This window comes from Marinomonas sp. HM11-D (assembly GCF_057626615.1).
Map to the genome: position 1 here is coordinate 1 of NZ_JBMMKT010000006.1, position 17,008 is coordinate 17,008.

20 protein-coding genes are annotated in these 17,008 nt (G+C 51.4%); 10 read left to right on the forward strand and 10 right to left on the reverse strand.

Annotated elements, in window-relative coordinates:
- Positions 1-24: 24 nt before the first annotated feature.
- The gene (polA, locus tag ACOSVP_RS10325; protein WP_487347419.1) at positions 25-2,793 is read right to left on the reverse strand and encodes a DNA polymerase I; all 2,769 of its coding nucleotides are present in this window, start codon (positions 2,791-2,793) and stop codon (positions 25-27) included.
- 188 nt (positions 2,794-2,981) lie between these two features.
- Here polA and ACOSVP_RS10330 point away from each other — a divergent pair, with 188 nt between their 5' ends.
- From ACOSVP_RS10330 to znuB, 8 genes are all read left to right on the forward strand, one after another.
- Complete coding sequence (locus ACOSVP_RS10330; RefSeq protein ID WP_487347420.1) at positions 2,982-3,944, forward strand: homoserine kinase; 963 nt, start codon at positions 2,982-2,984, stop codon at positions 3,942-3,944.
- A 3-nt stretch (positions 3,945-3,947) separates the two neighbouring features.
- Positions 3,948-4,520, forward strand: coding sequence for a DUF1007 family protein (locus ACOSVP_RS10335; protein WP_487347421.1), 573 nt, complete (start codon positions 3,948-3,950; stop codon positions 4,518-4,520).
- A gap of 62 nt (positions 4,521-4,582) precedes the next feature.
- A complete protein-coding gene (locus ACOSVP_RS10340) occupies positions 4,583-5,215 on the forward strand; it encodes a LysE family translocator (protein WP_487347422.1) in 633 nt (210 codons plus the stop codon).
- Between the two features lie 35 nt (positions 5,216-5,250).
- Entirely contained in the window at positions 5,251-5,862 is a 612-nt protein-coding gene (locus tag ACOSVP_RS10345; RefSeq protein ID WP_487347423.1) for a MarC family protein, read from the forward strand.
- Between the two features lie 79 nt (positions 5,863-5,941).
- Positions 5,942-6,907 (forward strand): nickel/cobalt transporter, encoded by a 966-nt coding sequence (locus ACOSVP_RS10350; RefSeq protein ID WP_487347424.1) that lies wholly within the window; start codon positions 5,942-5,944, stop codon positions 6,905-6,907.
- Positions 6,907-7,404, forward strand: coding sequence for a Fur family transcriptional regulator (locus ACOSVP_RS10355; protein WP_487347425.1), 498 nt, complete (start codon positions 6,907-6,909; stop codon positions 7,402-7,404). The genes ACOSVP_RS10350 and ACOSVP_RS10355 overlap by 1 nt, the downstream gene beginning before the upstream one ends.
- Positions 7,401-8,183 carry a zinc ABC transporter ATP-binding protein ZnuC gene (znuC, locus tag ACOSVP_RS10360; protein ID WP_487347426.1) on the forward strand — a complete coding sequence of 261 codons (783 nt, stop codon included), beginning with the start codon at positions 7,401-7,403 and terminating at the stop codon, positions 8,181-8,183. The genes ACOSVP_RS10355 and znuC overlap by 4 nt, the downstream gene beginning before the upstream one ends.
- A gap of 18 nt (positions 8,184-8,201) precedes the next feature.
- A complete protein-coding gene (gene znuB, locus ACOSVP_RS10365; RefSeq protein ID WP_487347427.1) occupies positions 8,202-8,996 on the forward strand; it encodes a zinc ABC transporter permease subunit ZnuB in 795 nt (264 codons plus the stop codon).
- Positions 8,997-9,077: 81 nt separating this feature from the next.
- Here the strand turns inward: znuB and ACOSVP_RS10370 are convergent, their stop codons facing one another.
- The 8 genes from ACOSVP_RS10370 to ACOSVP_RS10405 all read right to left on the reverse strand — a co-directional run bounded on the left by ACOSVP_RS10370 (position 9,078) and on the right by ACOSVP_RS10405 (position 13,537).
- The gene (locus ACOSVP_RS10370; protein ID WP_487347428.1) at positions 9,078-9,551 is read right to left on the reverse strand and encodes a DoxX family protein; all 474 of its coding nucleotides are present in this window, start codon (positions 9,549-9,551) and stop codon (positions 9,078-9,080) included.
- A 9-nt stretch (positions 9,552-9,560) separates the two neighbouring features.
- On the reverse strand, positions 9,561-10,319 hold the full coding sequence (locus tag ACOSVP_RS10375) for an HvfC/BufC family peptide modification chaperone (RefSeq protein WP_487347429.1): 759 nt from the start codon (positions 10,317-10,319) through the stop codon (positions 9,561-9,563).
- 3 nt (positions 10,320-10,322) lie between these two features.
- Entirely contained in the window at positions 10,323-11,201 is an 879-nt protein-coding gene (gene bufB / locus ACOSVP_RS10380) for an MNIO family bufferin maturase (protein ID WP_487347430.1), read from the reverse strand.
- Between the two features lie 9 nt (positions 11,202-11,210).
- Positions 11,211-11,486, reverse strand: a complete 276-nt coding sequence (locus ACOSVP_RS10385) for a BufA1 family periplasmic bufferin-type metallophore (RefSeq protein ID WP_487347431.1) — start codon at positions 11,484-11,486, stop codon at positions 11,211-11,213.
- A 120-nt stretch (positions 11,487-11,606) separates the two neighbouring features.
- On the reverse strand, positions 11,607-11,804 hold the full coding sequence (locus tag ACOSVP_RS10390) for a zf-HC2 domain-containing protein (RefSeq protein ID WP_487347432.1): 198 nt from the start codon (positions 11,802-11,804) through the stop codon (positions 11,607-11,609).
- The gene (locus tag ACOSVP_RS10395) at positions 11,801-12,427 is read right to left on the reverse strand and encodes an RNA polymerase factor sigma-70 (RefSeq protein ID WP_487347433.1); all 627 of its coding nucleotides are present in this window, start codon (positions 12,425-12,427) and stop codon (positions 11,801-11,803) included. Before ACOSVP_RS10395 ends, ACOSVP_RS10390 begins: the two co-directional genes overlap by 4 nt.
- 106 nt (positions 12,428-12,533) lie before the next feature.
- Complete coding sequence (locus ACOSVP_RS10400) at positions 12,534-12,986, reverse strand: hypothetical protein (RefSeq protein ID WP_487347434.1); 453 nt, start codon at positions 12,984-12,986, stop codon at positions 12,534-12,536.
- Positions 12,986-13,537 carry a gamma carbonic anhydrase family protein gene (locus tag ACOSVP_RS10405; protein WP_487347435.1) on the reverse strand — a complete coding sequence of 184 codons (552 nt, stop codon included), beginning with the start codon at positions 13,535-13,537 and terminating at the stop codon, positions 12,986-12,988. The genes ACOSVP_RS10400 and ACOSVP_RS10405 overlap by 1 nt, the downstream gene beginning before the upstream one ends.
- Before the next feature lie 166 nt (positions 13,538-13,703).
- Between ACOSVP_RS10405 and prlC the strand changes: the two genes are divergently transcribed.
- Together prlC and ACOSVP_RS10415 are read left to right on the forward strand one after the other, a co-directional pair.
- Positions 13,704-15,734 carry an oligopeptidase A gene (gene prlC / locus ACOSVP_RS10410; RefSeq protein WP_487347436.1) on the forward strand — a complete coding sequence of 677 codons (2,031 nt, stop codon included), beginning with the start codon at positions 13,704-13,706 and terminating at the stop codon, positions 15,732-15,734.
- Between the two features lie 447 nt (positions 15,735-16,181).
- Complete coding sequence (locus ACOSVP_RS10415; RefSeq protein ID WP_487347437.1) at positions 16,182-16,442, forward strand: YheV family putative zinc ribbon protein; 261 nt, start codon at positions 16,182-16,184, stop codon at positions 16,440-16,442.
- A 21-nt stretch (positions 16,443-16,463) separates the two neighbouring features.
- Here ACOSVP_RS10415 and ACOSVP_RS10420 read toward each other — a convergent pair whose 3' ends face one another.
- A complete protein-coding gene (locus ACOSVP_RS10420) occupies positions 16,464-16,994 on the reverse strand; it encodes a DUF3750 domain-containing protein (protein ID WP_487347438.1) in 531 nt (176 codons plus the stop codon).
- Positions 16,995-17,008: the final 14 nt, after the last annotated feature.

The following is a 17,008-nucleotide window of genomic DNA, read 5'->3' on the forward strand; positions in this document are numbered from 1 at the left end:
GAGAGTAACTCAGTAAAGAGGCGCCTAGTGCGCCTCGTCCCAGTTGTTCCCAACCCCTGCCTCAACCAACAATGGCACATCTATCTCGCTACTTGTCTGCATGATCTCGACGATTTTCTCTTGCGCGGCATCTAGGTCTTTCTCAGCCACTTCGAAGATCAATTCATCGTGTACTTGCATGATCATTTTCACGTCTAGGTCGGTTTCGGCGAGCCAGTTGTGCATGTTGATCATGGCGCGTTTGATGATGTCGGCGGCGGAGCCTTGCATCGGGGCGTTGATCGCGGTGCGTTCAGCGGCTTGGCGCATCATGGCGTTACGGGCTTTGATCTCTGGTAGGTACAAACGACGACCAAAGATGGTTTCCACGTAGCCTTTTTCTTTGGCGCTTTCACGGGTGTTGTCCATGTAAGTGCGCACGCCCGGGTAGCGTTCAAAGTAGCGCTGTACGTATTGCTGTGCTTCTGGGCGGCCAATGCCTAGCTGTTTCGCTAGACCAAAGGCGGACATGCCGTAGATCAGGCCGAAGTTGATGGCTTTGGCGCGGCGGCGCTGCTCAGTAGTGACTTCGTCTACCGTGGTATCGAAGACTTCTGCAGCAGTCGCTTTGTGCACGTCCACATCGTGGGCGAAGGCATCTAGTAGGCCCTTATCTTGTGATAGGTGCGCCATGATGCGTAGCTCGATTTGCGAGTAGTCGGCAGCGATCAGTTTGTAGCCTGCTGGGGCGATAAACGCTTGGCGAATACGACGACCTTCGGTGGTACGGATCGGGATGTTCTGCAAGTTTGGATCGGTCGATGACAAACGACCCGTTGCGGTTACCGCTTGATGGTAAGAGGTATGGATACGCCCCGTCTTTTGCAGCATCTCTGGTAGTTTGTCAGTGTAAGTCGATTTTAGCTTCGACATGCTGCGGTGTTCCATAATCAAGCGTGGCAGTTCGTAGTCTTCTGCCAGTTCTTGCAGGATCGGCTCAGCGGTCGAAGGTTGGCCTTTTGGCGTCTTTTTAATCACTGGCAAACCTTGCTTTTCAAACAGAATTTCTTGCAGCTGCTTTGGTGAGCTTAGGTTAAAGGCTTGGCCCGCTTCTTCATGAGCTTTGATCTCGATCTCCTGCAATTTAGCGGCGATCTCAGTGCTTTGTGCGTGCAATAGGTCTGGATCGATCAAGGCGCCGGTTTGTTCCATTTTCGCTAACACTGGTACCAATGGCAGTTCGATGTCTTTTAGGACGCTAACCAAAGACGGCTCTTTTTCTAGCTTCGGCAGGATCGCATGGTGTAGACGCAAGGTAATGTCTGCGTCTTCTGCCGCGTAAAACGCCGCTTGCTCAAGCTCGATCTGGTTAAAGGTTTTCTGCTTCGCGCCTTTGCCTGCGATCTCCTCAAAGCTAACCGTAGTGTGACCAAGGAACTTGGACGCTAGGCTGTCCATATCGTGACGCGTCGCCGTGGAGTTCAGTACATAAGACTCCAACATGGTGTCGAATTCGATACCGCGCAGGGTGATGCCGTAGTTGTTCAAAACGTTGGCATCGTATTTTAGGTGCTGGCCGACTTTCTTCTGGTTGTCGTCTTCGAGCCAAGGTTTAAGTTGCTCTAGTACCCAATCACGATCAAGCTGCTCTGGCGCGCCTTCGTAATCGTGCGCCACGGGAATGTACGCCGCTTTACCAATTTCCACGGAAACGCTCACGCCCACCAGCTCAGCGGCCATGTAGTTAAGAGACGTGGTTTCAGTATCAAAGGCCACTAGCTCAGCGTCTTGGATTTTCTTTAGCCAAGCGCTGAAGCTGTCTTTGTCCAAAACGGTGTCGTATTCGACTTCAATATTCGCCGCAGGAGCAGGCTCATCGTCTGCTACATCAACCGTGTCATCGGCGCTACTAGCCGCTGGGGCTTTATCGATATCACGCAACCAAGTTTTGAATTCCAGTTTGGTAAACCATTCGCGTAGGGCATCTTTGTTGATGGCTTCGTTTTTCAAGGTATGCGGATCAAATGGCAGCTCCACATCGCATTTAATGGTCGCTAGCTTGTAGCTTAGCTCGGCCATTTCGCGGTGTTCTTCCATTTTCGCGGCCATAGTTTTTGAACCACGGAAGCCAAGCGGCGCGATGTCGTCTAGGCGTGCGTAGATTTCTTCTAGGCTACCGATGCCTTGCAGCATGGCGAGAGCCGTTTTCTCACCGACACCCGGTACGCCAGGGATGTTATCGACCTTATCGCCCATCAACGCGAGGAAATCGATGATCAGCTCCGGTGGAATGCCGAACTTATCTTTTACCCCTTGGATGTCCATGATGGTATCGGTCATGGTGTTCACTAGGGTGACCTTGTCTGTCACCAACTGGGCCATATCTTTATCGCCGGTGGAAACGATCACTTCACGGCCTTCGCCGCCGATTTGTTTGGCGATGGTGCCGATCACGTCGTCTGCTTCTACGCCTTCGATCACCACTAATGGCAAGCCCATGGCTTCGATCATGCGGTGGATCGGTTCGATTTGCAGACGCAGATCGTCCGGCATAGAAGGGCGGTTGGCTTTGTACTCGGTGTACATATCGTCGCGGAAGGTTTTGCCTTTGGCATCAAATACCACCACGATCGGGGAGTTTGGGTAGCGGCCGATTAAGCTACGGATCATGCTGATCACGCCACGGGCAGCATTGGTCGGTTGGCCGTCGCTGGTTGTCAGTGGTGGAATGGCGTGAAAGGCGCGGTAAAGGTAAGAAGAACCGTCTACCAGCACCATGGGTGATGCATTGGTCAGTGAGTCTTGAGCCGACATAATTTCCCTCTTGCGCCGCGAGCCGAGGCCGCGACGGCAGTTTACATTCAAATCATTGGTTAATTGCGTCTAAGATTAACATAATCGCCCCATTTTTCGTGGCGTCCAATTGACCTTTTTGCTCTGATTGTGGAGCATTAGCGGCTGAATGCGATGTTGCGCGAATTTAATACTATTAGGTACAGATTTTGGCTGTTTACACTTCTCTCTCGGACTCTGACATGCGCGGCCTAGTGGCCGATTACAATTTAGGTGAATTAGTGTCTTTTCAAGGCATTTCAGGAGGTGTTGAAAACACCAACTATTTCCTCACCACCACCACGGGTAAGTACGTACTGACCCTGTTTGAAGAGTTCGATTTTGACGAAGTGCCATATTTTCTAGATGTGGTGTCTCATTTACAGCAAAAAGGCTTTAACGTACCGGCGGCCCTAGTGGATGCCGAAGGCGAGCGTCTACGTGTGGTGCAAGACCGCCCAGCAATCATCGTCGATTGTTTCCCTGGTGGCCTATTAGAAGGCACAACGGTAGAGTCTTGTCGCTTGATGGGTAAGGTGCTGGCTCAGCTGCATACAGCGGGCATGGATTTTCCTGATCACCGTCCAAGTCACCGTGGCATTGATTGGTGGCGCGCGACTTCTCGCGAATTGGCGCCAGAATTGGAAAGCGGCCAAGCGCATCTATTGCTAGAGCAAATCTGCGAGTTCGATCAGTTTATCGAGCAGTACGACGAGCAATTGGCAAAAGGCACGGTACACGCGGATCTGTTCTACAACAACACCCTATTTGAAGGCGAAGAGCTGTCGGCCATCATCGACTTCTACAACGCTTGTTACTCGTGGTTGATGTACGACCTTGCGATCGTGGTCAACGACTGGTGTTCTGATTTCAGCACCGGCGAATTGGACATGGATAAATACCATGCCATGGTCAACGCTTACATTCACGAACGTGAGCCAAGTGCCGCAGAGATTATGTCATGGCCACACATGCTAAAAATTGCAGCACTACGTTTCTGGCTATCGCGCCTAGAAGCATGGCACGGTGCCAAAGACGATCCAGAGCGTTTGGCACAGCAACACGATCCGAAAGAATTCCAGCGTATTCTGGAAGCTCGCGTGCGTCACGCACCAAGCCTAACGGAAAACTAAGTCATGTTGCGCTGGCGTCAGTTGTGTAGTGCCGCTTTACTTTGCCTAGGGGCAGGGCAGGCGTTGGCGCATCCACATATTTGGATCGAGTCCTATTATCAGGTCAATGTGGCCTCGCCTAAGGTTTCTGCTCTAGAGGCTTATTGGCAGTTTGATGTGTTTTCCAGCGTTGATATGCTGATGGAGTTTGATAAGAACTCTGACGGCAAGTTGGAGGGCGCAGAGAAAGCCGATGCGGCCCAAGCCATGACCAACTTGGCGCAATACGGTTATTTCCTCAAGATTCAATCAGGTGGCCGTGAACTCACCCCAGCGCGCATTGATGTGTTGGATGTGGGGGTGATTGATCAAGCCATGACGGTACGTTTGGGCATTACTCTGAGTGAAGAAGTTAATTTGCAGCAAAACACGCTACGCTTAGGCTTTGGCGATCCTGAGAATTACTTTGCCATGGTGATTCCTGATGCGGGTTTGATTAAGCTCACTGGCACCTTGGCGGAAACCTGTACGCCCACCGAAGCGGACGCGGCAGAGATTTATATGGAAGGCTGGGTCGATCTGCGTTGTGACGTTTAAGCCTTCTTCTAACCGCGACTAACAAGCGACTTCATCCAACATCTGACCGCTAGAGGTGACTTATGTTAGAGCATTTTCAATGGTTACCCTTTTTGCTGGCCATCACGGTGCTGACCATGAGTCCTGGGGTAGATACCCTGTTGGTGTTGCGCAGTTCCGCGGTGGCCGGTTGGCGTGTCGGTTTTATCTGTAGCTTGGGCATTTGCTTGGGTTTATTTGCCCATGCCACCGTGTCTGCCCTTGGCCTATCGGTGATTTTGCTGGGCTCGGCGACCTTGTTTACCGCCTTTAAAATCGCCGGTGCCTTGTATCTGGTGTACCTCGGTGTGCAAGCCCTGCGCAGTGCTTGGCATCCCAAAGGCCTCACCCTGAATCTGCCCGAAGGTCGTCAAATGACGGCGCTATCAGCGTTTCGTCAGGGCATTTTATCGAATATTTTAAACCCGAAAACCATCGTGTTTTACATGGCGTTTTTGCCGCAGTTTATTAACCCTGAATACTCGGCAATCGCACAATCCCTATTTATGGCCGCACTTCACTTTATCATAGCGATGGTGTGGCAAACGTTTCTTGCGGTGATGGTTCATCGTGCAAGAGTATGGCTGGCGCGACCAAAAGTGGCGCAAGTCTTGGATAGCTTAACTGGCGTATTGCTGGTGGGCTTTGGCATCAAACTGGCGCTGACCCAACGCTGATCGTGTGGCAGGCGTCGTTCTAGGTATTTCCTATCATGAGTTTATTGATTTCCACTTGGATTAAGTTCTTTTTCCTATTTGCGCCCTTCTTCGTGCTGTCGATGTTCTTGGCATTGACCCGTGGTGAAACCCCCGCCGCTCGTCGTCATGTGGCGAACAAGTCGATTATTGCCGCGTTGGCGATCTCGCTAGTGCTGATGTTCTTTGGCGGCGCGCTGTTTGAAGTGTTAGGCATTACCTTGGATTCGTTCCGTATTGGCGCGGGGATTTTGCTGTTTATGTCGGCCATTAGTTTGGTCAAAGACGGTACCCGTAACCACGCTACCGGCATGCCCAATGAAGAGCGTGACGATGTTTCTGTGGTGCCGTTGGCGGTGCCGACCATTATCGGCCCTGCCACGATCGGTACCATTCTGGTCTATGGTGCGGAGTTCCAAGGTTGGGAATTCATCATCAGTGTGATGGGTCTAGTTGGTGCCTTGCTGACTTTAGCGGTATTGCTGTACTCCAGTTCTTTGATTGAAAAGCTATTGGGCCGCACGGGTTTGAATATCTTATCGAAGATCACCGGTTTGATTCTGGCGGCCATGGCGGCGCAAATCTTTATGGGCGGTGTGATGGGTTTTTTCGAGCCGATGGCTGGCTAACTTGTGCTGCCACTGTCTATCTAATTTTGCTGCCTTGTTATAATATAACAAATCAAATTGAGCTAGATTGGAGCCAAGTGTGCGCAGTGCAAAGTGGTTAGGCGTTGTAGGGTTATTGCTGTCCAGCAGTGCTTGGGCAGCGGATCAAACCATTGTCTTTGAAATAAGCCGCTGGGTCATGGAACAGCAACGGGATTTTCACCGTGAGCTGGCGCGCTTGGTGCAACTGCTCGCCAAGCAAGAAAGCCCAGCACTACTGGGCAGCTTGCTAGTGGCGAGTTTTCTTTATGGTGTGTTTCACGCCGCTGGGCCAGGTCACGGTAAAGCCGTGATTGGCTCCTATTTATTAGCCACCAAAGCACCGTTACGCAAAGGTGTGCAATTGTCGTTTCTATCGGCTTTGGCACAAGGCGTGGTGGCGATTGCGTTAGTCTGGGTATTGGCGCAAATCCTCGATTTGGCCGGTGCGATTACCGAAACCACACAAGTATTAGAGCGCGCCTCCTATGCCGCCATCGGCTTGATTGGTGTATGGATGCTGTGGCGCATTGCGCGAGGTCAATCGAGCTGTGGCCATGACCATAGCCAAGATCATTTGCATGAGCATGCGCATCATCACCATGCTTGCGCTCATCACGACCATGAGCATCACCACTGTGGCCACCATCATAGCCATGATGTCAAAGCGCTGGATGCGCCACAGGATGAAGTGAAAACGGCTAAGCGCAGCACCCTCGCGATGGTGTCTGCGATTGGCATTCGCCCCTGTACTGGGGCGGTATTGGTGCTGCTGTTTGCCACCAGTACCGGAATATTTCAATGGGGTGTGCTGGCGACCTTGTGTATGTCGCTTGGCACTGGCATTACCGTGTCGGCCTTGGCGCTGATCAGCGTCTTGGTGCGCGACGGTAGTTTTGCCCTCAGCCCCAGTGCATGGCGCAGCCGCGTAACAAAAGCCTTAGGGGTGATCGCGGCCTGTGCCTTAATTTTTATCAGTGTCACCATGATTTACAGTGACCTACAAGTAGCAGGGCGGGCATTCTAATGACCGAACATCATCATTCTCATGAACACCAGCACAACCACGATGTGTGCATCGAGCACGCGCTGGAAACGGCAGAAACCGTGTGTTCTGAGCAAGGCCAGCGTCTGACCAAAATCCGTCGCCGTGCCCTAGAACTTATTTGGCAAAGCCACCGTCCGTTGGGCGCGTACCAACTGTTGGCTAAGCTGGCTGAAGAAGGCTTTAACTCAGCACCGCCAACCGTCTATCGCGCGCTAGATTTCCTATTGGCTGCCGGCCTGATTCACAAAGTGGAATCCATGAACGCTTACCTAGGCTGTGCCCACGCGGACAAGCCGCACAAGGGTTACTTCCTAATCTGCGATGAATGCCAAAACGTGATGGAATTTGATTACCAAGACATTCACCAATCCTTGATCAAAAAGGCCGCGGAGCAAGGATTTGAGCTGCGCGCTGAGACCATTGAATTGACGGGCTTGTGCGCCGATTGCAAAGCCAAGGAAGCAGCGCAGTCATGAGTACTCGTTTAGCCGAATTACAAGACATTGGTATTCGCTTTGGCGATCGCCAGCTGTTAAGCAACATCAATATCACCTTGCATCAAGGGGAGATCGTGACCCTGATCGGCCCCAATGGCAGTGGTAAAAGTACTCTGATTCGTACCTTGTTGGGGTTGCAAGAACCGACCTCGGGCAAGGTGGTGCGCCACGATACCTTGCGTATTGGTTATATGCCGCAGAAGCTGCACATCGATCCCACTTTGCCGTTGACGGTAAAGCACTTCTTGGGCTTGGTGCGTGGTGTGAATAAAAAAGACATTCGCCCAACCTTGAATAAGGTCGGCATTCCACACTTGGAAAATTCTCAAGTGCATGTGCTATCTGGCGGTGAAACACAGCGTCTGCTATTGGCCCGTGCTTTGTTAAATCGTCCTAATCTGTTGGTACTTGATGAGCCGGTGCAGGGCGTTGATGTCAGTGGACAGGTGGAGATTTACAACCTGATCGAAGTGATTCGCAACGAGCTAAACTGCGGCGTGTTGATGATCTCCCACGATTTGCACTTGGTGATGGCGCAGACCGATACCGTGGTCTGTATTAATCAGCATGTGTGCTGCTCGGGTTCGCCACAACATGTGAAAGGTCATCCGGCTTACCGTGCACTGTTTGGTATCCCTGGGGCGGATGAATCCTTGGCGATTTACTCGCACCAACACGATCATGTCCATGATGACAGCGGTGAAGTGGTGGAAGAAGGCCATGTGCATGGCCCGAACTGCAATCATCACGCTCATTAACTCGGAGAGATTAGAACCATGTTAGAACTGTTAATGCGCGCGCTGATTGGCGGCCTTGGGGTCGCGGCGGTCGCCGGTCCATTGGGCGCTTTTGTGGTGTGGCGTCGTATGGCCTACTTCGGCGATACCTTAGCGCACTCAGCGTTATTGGGTGTGGCGCTTGGCTTCCTGTTAGACATCAACTTGAACTTTGCCATCGTCGTGCTCTGTGTCGGCCTGGCCTTGGTATTGGTGGCGCTGCAGAAGAAACAAATTATCGCCACCGATACCTTACTGGGGATTTTGGCGCACTCGGCGTTGTCGCTGGGTCTGGTAGCAGTAAGTTTCTTAGACAATATTCGCATCGACTTGATGGCGTATCTATTCGGCGATTTGCTGGCCATTAGCCAAACCGATCTGTACTGGATCTATGGTGGCGGTATCGTGGTGATGACCTTGCTGGTGTCCTTCTGGCGTCCTTTGCTGGCGCTCACTGTGAACGAAGAATTGGCCAAGGTCGAAGGCTACCCAGTGGAAGCGATTCGCTTGCTACTGATGTTGTTGGTGGCGGTGGTGATCGCGGTGGCGATGAAGATCGTCGGTGTATTGCTGATTACCTCCTTGATGATCATCCCTGCGGCGACCTCTCGTAAGTTGTCACAAACGCCGGTGCAAATGGCGTCCATTGCAGGCGTATTAGGTTGTTTGTCTGTCTGTGGTGGTCTGTGGGCGTCGTATCATTGGGATACGCCAACCGGCCCAAGTGTGGTGGTGTGTGCGGCGTTACTGTTCTTGATTGCTTATACCTTACCAGCACGTAAGATGGCGGCTTAGACCGACCATTATAAAGAATAGAAAACGGCGGCCTATGAATTCATAGGTCGCCGTTTTTTTATGTCTGATATGTCATCGAACTTAATAAGGTCGAGTGACCAAGGCATCCAAGGATGCTTTACCGCCACCGCTTTTAATCAGCAAGATGGCTAAGGCGGCCCAAGTCGCGTGGGTGGCGTAAGCTTCTGGGTAGACAAAAATCTGAATCACCAAGGTCATCAATAAAACGCCAGCGGCACCGAGACGGGTGAAGATGCCGAATAGCAACATAATGGGCAGCAGATGCTCGGCAAAAGTTGCCATGTAAGCGGCCATGTCGGGTGGAATGATGGGCAAATCGTATTCGTATTGAAACAGATAAAAGGTGCTTTCTTTAAGGGACGGCCAGCCCAATTCAAACTGTCCCGCAAAGGGATTCAAAGCAAAACCGTCAATTTTGGTTTGCCCAGATAACCAAAACACCGCTGCCAGCGCGAAACGCGCGATAAACAACACGAGGGATTCGGGGATGGCTCGCATAAGCTGTCCCGTGGTTCGGTGTGGCAAGATCAACATAGTGGGCTCCTACGGTTCTTGAATGTCGTGAAAGACTTGCCATGTCATCAGCCGCGCTAAGGTTTGCCCGAGGTCGAACTGGTCATCATCGGGCAGTGCTTGGCTCAAACTTGGGTCGCGTTGTAGGGCACTTAAGAAGTCGAACTCGGCGGCACTGATCAAGTACATGCGGCCATACAAGCCCGCCTTGGCGAGTAGCAAATATTCAGCTTGGGCAATGTTGAGCTGGTTGAGATTCGGCGTGTCTGTTTGGTGGGCAAGATACAAAGAGCCCACCGCAAACGGCACGCTGACTAGTTCACATTGGGCGCTTAGGTGCAAAGCCAGTGCCTCTGGGTTTTGCACTTGGCTCAAACGCTGCTGCGCCGTGGCTAAGCTCAATGTTGGGAGTTCGGCCGCATGCGTCAGTTGCAGCAAGCGATACTCCACATCGCACAAGCAAGGTAAGTATAGCAGTGATTGGGCGGGGAAGAAGTTTCGCACAAATTCGCTAAACTGATCGCCATAACGACTTAAAATCGGCGAACTCGGTGGATGGCGTTCGACATACTGGCGTGCCATGGCATTAAAAAACTCGTCTCCAACCACCTGCTTACAGACCGGAAAAATCTCCCCGAGGGCTGCCATCAGCGAGACAAACACATTGTTGCGATACACATTTAAGCGCTGAGTTCGCTCGTAGGTATCGCGACCATGAATATCTTGCAACAGAGCAATCGACTCATCCGTATTGGCGCAAAACAGTGCTTGGCTAAAGTGTGTTTGCATGACCTAACGCTCCTGTACCAAGTGGCGGATTTGATTGGCCTGTTCGGCTTCTTGTAGCAAGGTAGTGAGGGCGGGGAAATTGCCATCCCTCTCAATCAAGGTCGGGCAATCGCCGATTAATTCCAAAGTGTGCTGATACAGTTGCCAGACTTCGTGGGCCACCGCTTGATCGTGAGAATCGATTTTGAGGTTTGGCTGGGCGCTATCATCGAGGGTGTAACCCGCTAAATGAATTTGCCCCACCGCGTGCATCGGAAACTGGCGTAAGTACTCGGCTGTGCTGCGTTGATGGTTAAAGCAGGACACTTCGACATTGTTCACATCCAGCAATAAACCACAGCCCGTACGCTTGACCAGCTCGGCAATAAACTCGGTTTCGCTCATGGCACTGGAGTTAAATTCAAAATAGGTCGATGGATTCTCAATTAAGATTTGCCGCTGCAAACGACTTTGCACCTGATCCACATGTTCACATAACAGGGTCAAACGCTGCTCTGTGTAGGGCACCGGAAACAAATCATTGAGAAAGGTTTGTTGGTGGGTCGACCAAGCCAAATGTTCAGAAAACACCTTGGGCTCAACGCGTTCCACTAACAGAGCGACTTGCTCTAAATGCTCAAGATTCAGGGCTTCCATTCCGCCTAACGATAACCCGACGCCATGTACCGTGATGTCGTAATGCTCGCGCACACGGTCGAGATAATGACGCGCTGGACCACCGGCACTGAGGTAATTCTCCGCATGGATTTCAAAGAAGCCCACGTCCGGTAGCTCGCGCAGAATCTGCTCGTAGTAGCTTGGCTTTAAACTGATGCCGGTGCGCTGAGCAAAGCCCGAGGATAGGTGACTATCCTCGGTTTGCTGTTGTAATGGGATCGCCATGACCAATCCTTAGAAGGCTTCCAATTTGCCGTGACCGGTTGGTGAAGTTGGCGATTCCATGTCCATGCAAGTGCCCGCTGGAACCAGTTTCCAAGCATTACCTTGGTAGTCCATTTTGGATGTACCGGCACAAGACGTCCCTGGGCCTGCAGCGCAATCGTTTTGACCAGCCATGGCCACGCCGTAGCATTTTTCTTTATCCGCAGCTTGTGCTGGAACCGCCACCGCAGACAGAGCAACCGCAGTACCTAGAGCTAGGGCAAGAGAAGTGTGTTTAGTAGACATAATTTGGATCCTCCAAAGGAACATTTTGTGTTAATTACCTCCTTTGGACGGGGGCTGTTGAAAACTTCTTACAGTGCCAGTGCAAAAAAGTTTAAAAAATGTTGCCCCTTGTTGTATCCACTAACGTTCCTGCGGGTTTGACTCATTTTGCTTTACGTAGCGTTGGCAAATTTCCCTTAAGCTTAGCATCTGTTTGCCAAACTGGCGGCAGGCAGGGCACATGGCCGTATGAATCCCCAAATTTACTTTCTCTTTATTGGATAGCGAACGATCCAGCTTTTCGGAAAGAAGTTGTGTCGCTTCGGTACATTTCATCATGTGGTTTTCTCCCCTTGAAACCAGTTGTCTTCAAGGCATTCGCGCAGGCGCAGACGAGCCCGAAACAGGGTGGTGTTGAGATTGCTGACGCTGACTTCCTCGTTATCACAGATCTCATTGGTATCGAGCTCGAGAAATTCGCGCATCATAAACAAGCGGCTGTATTTGGCGGGTAGAGCGTCCAAGCAGGTATCGAACACCTTCCAAAAATGGTTGTTCTCGATGCTGTGATCAGGTTCGTCCCATTTTTGTGGACGCTGGTCTTTTTGCCAATGACCATTGTCGTTGAACAGCTCATCGAGCAGGGCTTCGTCGTTGCGGCTGGCACCTTCTTCTAAAATACTGGCGCTGGTGTAACGTTTTTCTTTACGCAGAATATCGATCAGCTTGTTTTTTAGAATGGCAAACACCCAGGTCTTCAGCGCCGCTTGGCGATTAAAGCGTTCGATGTTTTGGTAAGCAGACAGCATGGCGTCTTGCACCGCGTCTTCGGCGATGGTTTCGTTGCGAACTTGTAAGATGGCGAACTTAAGCATCTGGCGACGTAAGTCTGCCATAAAGGCTGTGTCATGGAACAACTGGCCTGACGCAGGTTCGGTGGAGCGAGATAAGGCGTGTGTCATGTGAAATCTCGGCTTGTCGAAAAAGGGTTAATTAGCAATGTAGCCAACTAGACGCAGCAAGCCGAGGATTTCTTACACTTCTTTGCAGAAATATTTTCTGAAGTCGTTAATGGTTTAACGCATCAAGCGCCGCTGCAACGCGCTCTTTGTTATATGGCGGCAGCAAAGAACCGGCAAAGCGACCTTCTTTGTTAAGCAATAACGCCTTACCTTGGTGGGCGGCATAGTTTTCCGCACTGGTCACCTGCTCAAGATCGATATAGGCCGCTTGGGTTGGCGGCACCACATGAATCCCTGCCGCCGCTTGCTGCACCATGCTGCCTTGGCAAACGGCATCGCAAATACTCGGTTGCAGGCTGATCAACTGCCATTGCCCTAGTTCAAGGCGTTCGATGGGCGGCACTTGGCGCGGGAATTCAATCAGTTGAATGCCCAGCTCAGCTTGCTTGGCTTCATCAAGCTCAGGACCTGCGAAGTTTTTCTGGTACGACTGAGTCGCGACCCAGAAAGCCCCAGCCACCAACGCAACGCCGATAAAGGGTGCGGTTAGACGACTCATTAAGCGTCTCCTGCGGCCTCAGCTTCGGCAAGGTATTCGTCTTTTAGTTTGACGTAATTCAAGCCAGCGTACTGGAAGTATTCGATCTCTTTTTCGCTTAGGGCACGGGCTTGTTTCACTGGTGAGCCCATGTACAAGTAACCAGACTCGAGGCGTTTGCCTGGTGGTACCAAAGAACCTGCGCCGATAATGACTTCATCTTCAACCACGGCGCCGTCAAGGATGGTGGTGCCCATACCAACTAATACTTTGTTGCCGATCTTACAGCCGTGTAGCATGGCCATATGACCGACGGTGACATCGTCGCCGATTTCTAATGGGTGGCCTTCTGGCTTGTAGGTGCTGGCATGAGTAATGTGCAGGCAAGAGTTGTCTTGGATGCTGGTGCGCTGACCGATACGAATACGGTGCATATCACCACGAATGGCAACTAGCGGCCAAACCGAGCTGTCGTCACCGATTTCCACGTCGCCGATGATGACCGCGCTGTCGTCGACCCAAACACGAGCGCCAAACTTAGGTGTGTGGCCACGAAATGTCTTAATTGCCATGGTTTCTTCCTTAGCACATACGGTGCAGTATTAATGAAAGCTATGGAGGTGATCAGCGTTTACCCATTGAAAAAGCGCCAAGACCACATATCTTATAGGGCAGTACTAAACCTATTTCTGCAAGGGTGCCATTGCATCCTGCGAACGCCAAAAAGGATATCACGATATGACACAATCCGTATGGGACGCTACGACATTGCCAGAATTTTCCAAGGTCGAGCCCAAGAACATCGTTGCCGACTTGGAAGCTTTATTGGAGAAGAACCGCGCTGACATCGCTGCGGTAGTAGAAAAGAACACCCAGCCAACGTGGGCGAGCCTAGCCACACCCTTGGATGAAATTCACGATCGCCTAGGCCATTTTTGGTCGCCAATCAGTCACCTAAACTCAGTGCAAAACACTCCTGAAATTCGTGAAGCCTACAATGGATGTTTGCCAAAACTGAGTGACTACTACACTGAATTGGGCCAAAACAAAGCCCTGTATGAAGCCTACAAAGCCCTAGCGGAAAGTGACGAAGCCAAGTCTCTAACGCCTGCGCAAAGTGAAGCGTTAACGCAAACCATCCGTGACTTTGAACTATCGGGTGTCGGTCTAGAAGGCGAACCGAAAAAACGCTATGGCGAAATCAGCTCGCGTCTGTCAGAGCTAAGCAGTCAGTTTGGCGAAAACGTATTGGACTCGACTCGTGCTTGGAGCAAGCTGATCACCGACGAGGCAGAGCTTGCGGGTCTGCCTGAGTCGGCTCTAGCGCAAGCCAAGCAAATGGCCGAAGCGAAAGAGCAACAGGGCTGGTTGTTCACTTTGGACATTCCTTCTTACTTGCCAGTGATGAACTACGCCGACAGCCAAGAGCTGCGTAAAGAGATGTACACTGCCTACGCTACGCGCGCGTCGGAACTCAGCAGCGAAGGCAAGTTCGACAACGCGCCTTTGATCGACGAAATCCTAGCACTTCGCCATGAAATGGCGCAGATCCTTGGTTTTGAAAACTACGCAGAGCTGTCTGTGGCGACCAAAATGGCCGAGAATGGTCAGCAAGTAGTGGATTTCTTGAGCGATCTTGCAGTCAAGTCTAAGCCGTCTGCAGAAAGTGACTTAGCTGATCTGAAAGCCTTCGCCAAAGCAGAGCATGGCGTGGAAGAGCTGAATTCTTGGGATGTGGGTTACTACGCGGAGAAACTGCGCGAGAAAAAATACTCGATTTCGCAAGAAGTACTGCGTCCTTACTTCCCAATCAATAAAGTTCTATCTGGCTTGTTCTACACCGCGCAAACACTGTTTGGTATCGATATTCGCGAAGAGTCCGGTTTTGACAACTACCACAAAGATGTGCAGTTATTTACCATCTCGAAAAATGGCGAAGACGTTGCGCGCTTTTACCTAGATCCCTATGCCCGCGAAGGCAAACGTGGTGGTGCATGGATGGATGAATGTCGTGTGCGTCGCCGCTTAGAGGATGGCCGTTTGCAGCTGCCAGTGGCGTACCTAGTGTGTAACTTCACCCAGCCAATTGGTGATAAACCAGCGCTTTTGACACACGATGAAGTCACCACGCTGTTCCACGAATTTGGCCATGGTCTGCATCAGATGCTGACGCAGGTAGAGGTTTCTTCTGTGTCAGGCATCAACGGTGTGGCTTGGGATGCGGTCGAGTTACCAAGTCAGTTTATGGAAAACTGGTGTTGGGAGCCGGAAGCCCTAGCGCACATTGCAGGTCATTACGAAACCAACGAGCCACTGCCACAAGATCTATTAGATAAGATGCTGGCAGCGAAAAACTTCCAGTCCGGCATGCAAATGGTGCGTCAGTTGGAGTTCTCTCTGTTCGACTTCCGCTTACATCGTGAATATAAAGACGGCCTTAAGGCGCAAGACGTATTAGACGAAGTGCGTAGCCAAGTGGCGGTAACTGTTCCACCAGCGTTTAACCGCTTCCAAAATAGCTTCTCGCATATCTTTGCTGGTGGCTACGCGGCGGGTTACTACAGCTATAAGTGGGCCGAAGTACTGTCTGCGGATGCCTTCTCAAAATTCGAGGAAGATGGCATTTTCAACACTGAAACTGGTGCCCACTTCCGTGATACCATATTGGCAAACGGCGGTTCACGCCCTGCGGCTGAGCTATTTGAAGCCTTCCGTGGCCGTGAGCCAAGTGTCGATGCGCTACTGCGCCATAGTGGCATTGCGGCTTAGTACTTTTTGCTGCGACGAAAGTGGCAGAGGGTGCTTGAACGCTTATTACTCAACGCCGACCGTGGGGCATCCCTGCCCCAGACGGTCGGTCGACGCCATCCATGGCGTCTGCTTTTGAGTAATAACAGGTCAGCAAAAGCTTATTGCTCCAGACCCTTTTGCCTCAACGAAGGTGCATCCCTGCACCTAACGTTTCGTGCGTCCATCCATGGACGCGGTCAAAAGGGACCTGGATCAACTCGCTAATGCGTTCGCAGAGAATACTAAGGCCTGATTAGGCGTCACTTGTGTTCCTTTTCAACAGCCACCAAGGACGGTGGCGCGAGGGCTCTGGCGCAGGGATGCGCCACGCCCGAGTGAAAAGGAACCAAGTGCAAGCCAAGTTAAAAAGCGAGCGTCGCTAAGGTACAAAAGCATCGAGCCAGTACCAATAAACCGAGGTAAATAATGACAACCAAACGCTTTATCGCGGGGGCAGTGTGCCCACGTTGTAGTGAGATGGATAAGATTCGTGCATGGCGCGATGACGAAGCTGAGAAGCAGTACCGTGAGTGTGTGGCTTGCGGTTATCAAGATGAGCAATCAACAGTGGTGCAAGCACAACCACAAGAGATCGCGACACGTGTGAACCAGCCACATTCCTCTGCTCCAGAAGGCGATGCGGCTGTGATTAACTTTGTGCCGAATCCTAGTTCAACAAAACATTAAGCTCCCCAAGTGGTGACTACGCTATTTGGCGTAGCCACTGCCGATGGCGCTAAAGGGTAGAGTCAAACCTAACTCTGGAACTTGCTGGCCGACCCATGCTGGAAAGGTGTTGCTGTTGGGACCTGGGAAGACGGTGTATTCGTTTTTCCAAGGATACTCGTTTACTGCTTGATCGATTTTAGGGATCAGTTCAGCGGCCTTTTCACCTTTGAGCGATAAAATTTTCTCTGGCTTAGCGCCAAACCAGTAGCGATCAGGTGTTTCCGTGTTGTAGCTGTATAGCGCTGGTTGACCACGATCCACTCGCCAACCTACTACTTCGTGTACTTTATATTGATCTGCTCCGGCCTCCTTGGTGGCAATCCAAGTATGGATGGCAAACCAACCGCGCCAACTGAAGGCATCGGCGCCGTAGACTTCAATCACAGCTTCGGGCTCTTGTTGTGGATCTGGGGCAATCCCCGCTGGCTCGCGGCTAGCGGTACGCCAATCGGAATTAGAGCAGGCGCTAACGAGCGTCGCTAGGGCGATAAGAGTTAGGCTTTTCTTCATGATCATCTCCTTGT